This is a genomic window from Bacillus sp. JST-5, from assembly GCF_057747715.1.
This window is the reverse complement of sequence record NZ_JBYLHW010000106.1, coordinates 1-4884: the sequence shown is the minus strand read 5'-3', so window position 1 is coordinate 4884 and position 4884 is coordinate 1. Positions and strand designations below refer to the sequence as shown.

The 4884-nt window shown below is 32.7% G+C and carries 7 protein-coding genes; 3 read left to right on the top strand and 4 right to left on the bottom strand.

The genetic code is table 11. From position 1 onward, the window contains the following. Window positions 1-81: 81 nt before the first annotated feature. Together AC3ASS_RS13585 and yutH are read right to left on the bottom strand one after the other, a co-directional pair. Window positions 82-1062, bottom strand: a complete 981-nt coding sequence (locus AC3ASS_RS13585) for a 2-hydroxyacid dehydrogenase (protein ID WP_488284063.1) — start codon at window positions 1060-1062, stop codon at window positions 82-84. Between the two features lie 47 nt (window positions 1063-1109). Then, on the bottom strand, window positions 1110-2105 hold the full coding sequence (gene yutH / locus AC3ASS_RS13580) for a spore coat putative kinase YutH (protein ID WP_488284062.1): 996 nt from the start codon (window positions 2103-2105) through the stop codon (window positions 1110-1112). A 147-nt stretch (window positions 2106-2252) separates the two neighbouring features. Here yutH and AC3ASS_RS13575 point away from each other — a divergent pair, with 147 nt between their 5' ends. Continuing rightward, the gene (locus AC3ASS_RS13575) at window positions 2253-2753 is read left to right on the top strand and encodes a phosphatidylglycerophosphatase A family protein (protein WP_488284061.1); all 501 of its coding nucleotides are present in this window, start codon (window positions 2253-2255) and stop codon (window positions 2751-2753) included. Window positions 2754-2803: 50 nt separating this feature from the next. Here AC3ASS_RS13575 and AC3ASS_RS13570 read toward each other — a convergent pair whose 3' ends face one another. After that, window positions 2804-3574 carry a TIGR01457 family HAD-type hydrolase gene (locus AC3ASS_RS13570; RefSeq protein ID WP_488284060.1) on the bottom strand — a complete coding sequence of 257 codons (771 nt, stop codon included), beginning with the start codon at window positions 3572-3574 and terminating at the stop codon, window positions 2804-2806. Window positions 3575-3590: 16 nt separating this feature from the next. Then, the gene (locus tag AC3ASS_RS13565) at window positions 3591-4031 is read right to left on the bottom strand and encodes a DUF86 domain-containing protein (protein WP_488284059.1); all 441 of its coding nucleotides are present in this window, start codon (window positions 4029-4031) and stop codon (window positions 3591-3593) included. A 136-nt stretch (window positions 4032-4167) separates the two neighbouring features. Between AC3ASS_RS13565 and AC3ASS_RS13560 the strand changes: the two genes are divergently transcribed. Both AC3ASS_RS13560 and AC3ASS_RS13555 read left to right on the top strand, forming a co-directional pair. Then, on the top strand, window positions 4168-4434 hold the full coding sequence (locus tag AC3ASS_RS13560; RefSeq protein WP_488284058.1) for a DUF3055 domain-containing protein: 267 nt from the start codon (window positions 4168-4170) through the stop codon (window positions 4432-4434). 60 nt (window positions 4435-4494) lie between these two features. Next, window positions 4495-4794 (top strand): cytosolic protein, encoded by a 300-nt coding sequence (locus AC3ASS_RS13555; RefSeq protein ID WP_488284057.1) that lies wholly within the window; start codon window positions 4495-4497, stop codon window positions 4792-4794. The last annotated feature ends 90 nt before the right edge of the window (window positions 4795-4884 follow it).

The window sequence follows — 4884 nt, the reverse complement described above, 5'->3', positions numbered from 1 at the left end:
AAATGTAAAAAGAGCGAATTGAGAAACACAAGGATTTCTCAATTTCGCTCTTTTTTTGGGACTTATCGGACAGCCCCTTTTTTATTTTAGTAATTCTTTATTTACTAACGTGACAGGTGAATTTCCAGATAATACAGAATAAATGTTTTCCACTGCTAATTCAATCATTTTTGTTCTCGTTTCTACTGAAGCACTGCCAATATGCGGTAATACAACAACATTGTTTAATGATAATAAAGGATGGGCTTCGTCAATTGGCTCTTTTTCAAAAACGTCTAGTCCGCATCCAGCAATTTCACCACTTTTTAGCGCATGATATAAGTCTTCTTCATTGACAGATTTTCCTCTCCCAGCATTTATAAATATGGCAGTATTTTTCATCATTTTAAATACGTTTCTATCAAACAATTCTTTTGTTTCTTCCGTTAGTGGGGTTAAATTAACAATAAAATCGGATGTTTGAATTAAATCCTCAAATGGTTTATAAGTCACTCCAAGTCTATCTTCCAATTCCAAATTGCGAGTCCGATTATAGTAACTAATTTCCATGTCGAATCCTTTTGCTCTTTTAGCTACTGCTTGGCCAATTCTCCCCATACCAACAATTCCTAATTTTTTATGATGTACATCTGTTCCAGCCATAAAAAAAGGACTCCAGCTTTTCCATTGTCCCGTTCTTACTAAATGTGATGCTTCATATAATCTTCTTGCAGTCATTAATATTAAGCTAAACGTTAAATCTGCTGTAGTATCCGTTAAAACATCTGGCGTATTTGTAACAAATATTCCATTATTAGTTGCCGCTTTTATATCAATATTGTCAAATCCTACTGCTAAATTCGCGACAATTTTTAATTGTTTGGCTGAACGAAGTAATTTCTCGTCAATCGAATCACTTAGCATCGTTAACAATGCATCAGCCTCTTTTGCCTCATTCATTAATTGTTCATATGGAATAGGAATACTTTCTTTGCCCCACATTTGAACAGTACCTATTTCGTAAAGTGGTTTTAATAGTTCATCCGGTAATTTTCTAGTAATAATAATTTTTGGTTTCAAAATGTATCCCTTCCCTTTTGCCTTTTTTATACTCATTGTATCAAAAAAACCTATTGTACCCAATGTAAGGAAGGGATTTGATAAGTTCTTTTTGGAACACCGCATATTTCAAAAATATTGGCTAAAAGTTTTTCATATTCTGAAGAACGATGAATCATGGAAAAAAACTCTTTCTCTAAATTTTTCCTATTATGTGAATTCGATAAATAATATTGTTCTACGGTTCGAAAAAAATGTGCAGGAAAAATGAGACGACAATAAAACATTCTCCACCCAAATGAAGAAAGATTAAAGATCAATTGATATTCTTGAAATATTCGCATGATAGACTGTGGATAATATGAATCTTGAAAGAATAAACTCCTTGCCCACTCGGCTAAATCTCTTGCGTAATGATCATATACCCAATCAAACGGATTTTTCCAATACCACTCTCTCCCCCATGTTCCGTCATGGAATCTCTCATGACAAACAGTTCCGTAATCCATTACTTGTGGTGTTTCATCCATCGTCGTATCGACATAATATTGAATTGCATTTTCTGTTAAACCCGTATAATAAGGTAAAACCTCTAATAGTATTTCTTCAAATGAATTGGATGGACCTTGTCTTAATATTGTTTGACAATATGCTTCCATCTGTTCTAAACGTTTCTGCCATATATCCTTCCAAAATCCTACTCGATTTAATGCTCTTGGTGAAAATGTTAATCGATTCCCTAATAGATGAAATTGTGCCAGTTGGCTTCCTGATATCCTACCGTTCATTTTTCTTACTGGGTTTAACTGTAAGAGGATAAAATATTCTCCTTCTTTTCCACCAATAAAATTTCCATGAATGGATGGATAAAATGTTGGAACCAATTTTTCTCCTTGTTGATGAAAATATTTTGCCATCTCATATCTTTCAATTATTTCAGAGTGTTCGTTTTCATCAACGGGAATAATAATAAAGAATAAACGATTATGAACTATGGCATGATATTGTTCAAATTTTATTTTTTGTTCTGTATGAATGTTAAAATCATTTCGAATTGAATTTTCCATAGGCTCTCCTCGCTTTCATTTACATATATATGTATAAATCATTAACTTTAATTAAAAATCCTTAAATGAGTTTTCTAAAAAAGCATTTTTTAATAAAGATGTGTTAACGAAATATAGCAAAGAAAAATATGAGAAAAGGTGATTACAATGGAAGAAAATAGAGTTATTCAATTTTCCGAGCAAGTAGCAAGAAAATGGCTAAAAGAACGAGGAGTAGAAATTAAAGATATTGCGGAACTTGTTTATATTTTACAAAATAAATATCACCCCGAATTAAAATTCGAGGATTGTGTTCAAAATGTTGAAATGGTTCTTCGAAAACGAGAAGTTCAAAATGCGATTTTAACAGGTATCCAATTAGATGTTTTAGCCGAGAAAAAACAGTTAGAAGAACCTCTTCAATCATTAGTGGAAGTTGATGAAGGTCTTTACGGTGTAGATGAAATTCTTGCCTTTTCCATAGTTAATGTTTATGGGTCTATTGGTTTTACTAATTATGGTTATATTGATAAATTAAAACCAGGAATATTGAAAGAACTAAATGATAAATCTTCTGGAAAAGTAAATACGTTTTTAGATGATATCGTTGGGGCCATTGCAGCTGCTGCATCCAGTCGTCTAGCACATAAACTGGCAAATGCAGAATAATTGGAATAAGAACGTTTCAAAAAATAAGGCTTTTGACAAACGTCAAAAGCCTAAATATATGGAATCAACTCAACTAATGAATCAACCGTATACGTTGGTTGTTTCGGATAATTCTTTAATTGTTCTTTTGTCGTTACACCTGTATGAACTAATATAGTATCCATGTGAGCGTTCATTCCTGCTTGAATATCCGTATCATAATAATCACCGATCATAACAGCTTCAGATGGATGAATACCTAATGCATCTAAAGCTTGTTCCATAATAATTTTCTCTGGCTTTCCTATAAATATCGGATCAACCTGTGTAGAAACACTAACCACTGACGTAAGGGCTCCATTACCAGGCAAAAAGCCTCGTTCTGTCGGTAATGCTATATCACGGTTCGTTGAAATAAAAGTCGCACCTTTACGGACATTTAAACAAGCAATGGCTAACTTTTCATATGTAATTTGTCTATCAATTCCCATAACTACAAAATCTGGGTTTTCTTCGGTAAAAACAAATCCTTTATTCGCTAACGCCTCAAAAAGCCCCTCTTCTCCAATCATGTAAATCGTAGCATTTGGATTTTGATTATATATGTAATTTGCAGTCGCCAAACTGGTTGTAAACACATCTTTTTCAGTGGCAGGAATATCAAAATCATTCAACTTCTTTGCGATAAAAGCTGGTGAACGCGATGAATTATTCGTTACAAATAAATATGGAATATCCTTCTTTCGAAGTTCACGTACAAAATTAACAGCGGATTCAATTCTTTCTGTCCCTTTGTACATTGTTCCATCTAAATCAATTAAATATCCTTTATATTTTTTCATTTATTCCTTCCCCTTGCTAGTTTTTAAAGGCGGAAACCGGTCCAAGTTCGTTTGTTAAATAATCTCGAACTTTTCCTGAGAAAAGTGAAAGAGAATTGAAATTAGTTTTTACTGTTTTAAAAAGAGATTGATGATCAACTTCTGTATATTCTTGAACAAGTTTTTTGCGGAATTTAATTAATTCTATAATATCTTTTGCCATTTCTTCTGTAATCACTTTTTCATCAAGTAATATATCTATAATATCCTCATAACTCCCTGGATCCCGCATAATAAATCCATCAATCATTGCATTGCCAACATCAATGATACAATCAATAATAATATGTGCCGCCCTTTCAACTGATAAAAGTTTAAAAATATCATCCTCAAGAGATTCCATTTGATCAAAGATTTGTAAATGCTTATCTAAAAATTGCAATTTTTCTTCTATCTTATTTCGATCGACGAAATACATATCCATTACCTCCTTATTCGGTCACCATATTTATCTTATCATATCTGATATGGTTGAAAAATAAACATTAACGCATGTTTCTAACTAAACATTTTGTTATTATGTTAGTAATAAAACTTTTTTAGGGGTTGGTTAAGTGAGTGAACGATATTTACTTTATGATGATATGGCTGATACAAAAACAAGATTTATTAGCTTTATTGGAAAAAAACAGCGCTTTGATTTGGCTATTATACAAACCGATCGTTTTTTTGGAAAACATTTAGTATTAGATATGTTAGGAAATCGTTTTGCTATTATTGGGCAAGACGATCTCGAAGAAGAGGGTTATTTAGAACATGCCTTTCATCTAGATGAAGAAGATGCCGAAGAGTTGAGAAATTTCCTTTACGAGCTTATTTAAATTTTTGGTAGAATAATCTCATTTCCTTTTCGTTGAAACTAAACGAAAAGGAGGGATTAGATGACCAATATCGATGATGAGAAATATTCGGATTTTTCCAATGTGGAAAAACAGAAAAACTTTTTGACACCAGAAGAACTGCCTGAAGGTCCATATGGTTCTCCTATAAGAAAGTTTGATCCTGTTCAAAGTAAAAATACCCCTTGGCGCGAAGATCAACAATTCTATAGTGCTTTTACTTATGAATATAGAAATTTACATGAGAATTTACCACGACAAATGGCAGGTGCTCATCCAACACATGATGATCCGCAAAAACATGAAGAGCCACCATATACTAAAAACGAACCTGAGGTTTAAAGAATAGACCAAAAAAAACATACTAAGATTAGTAGCACAGACCACGGCCATGGTCTGTGCTACTATTTTTTTATAGTAGAAGTGGAGAAT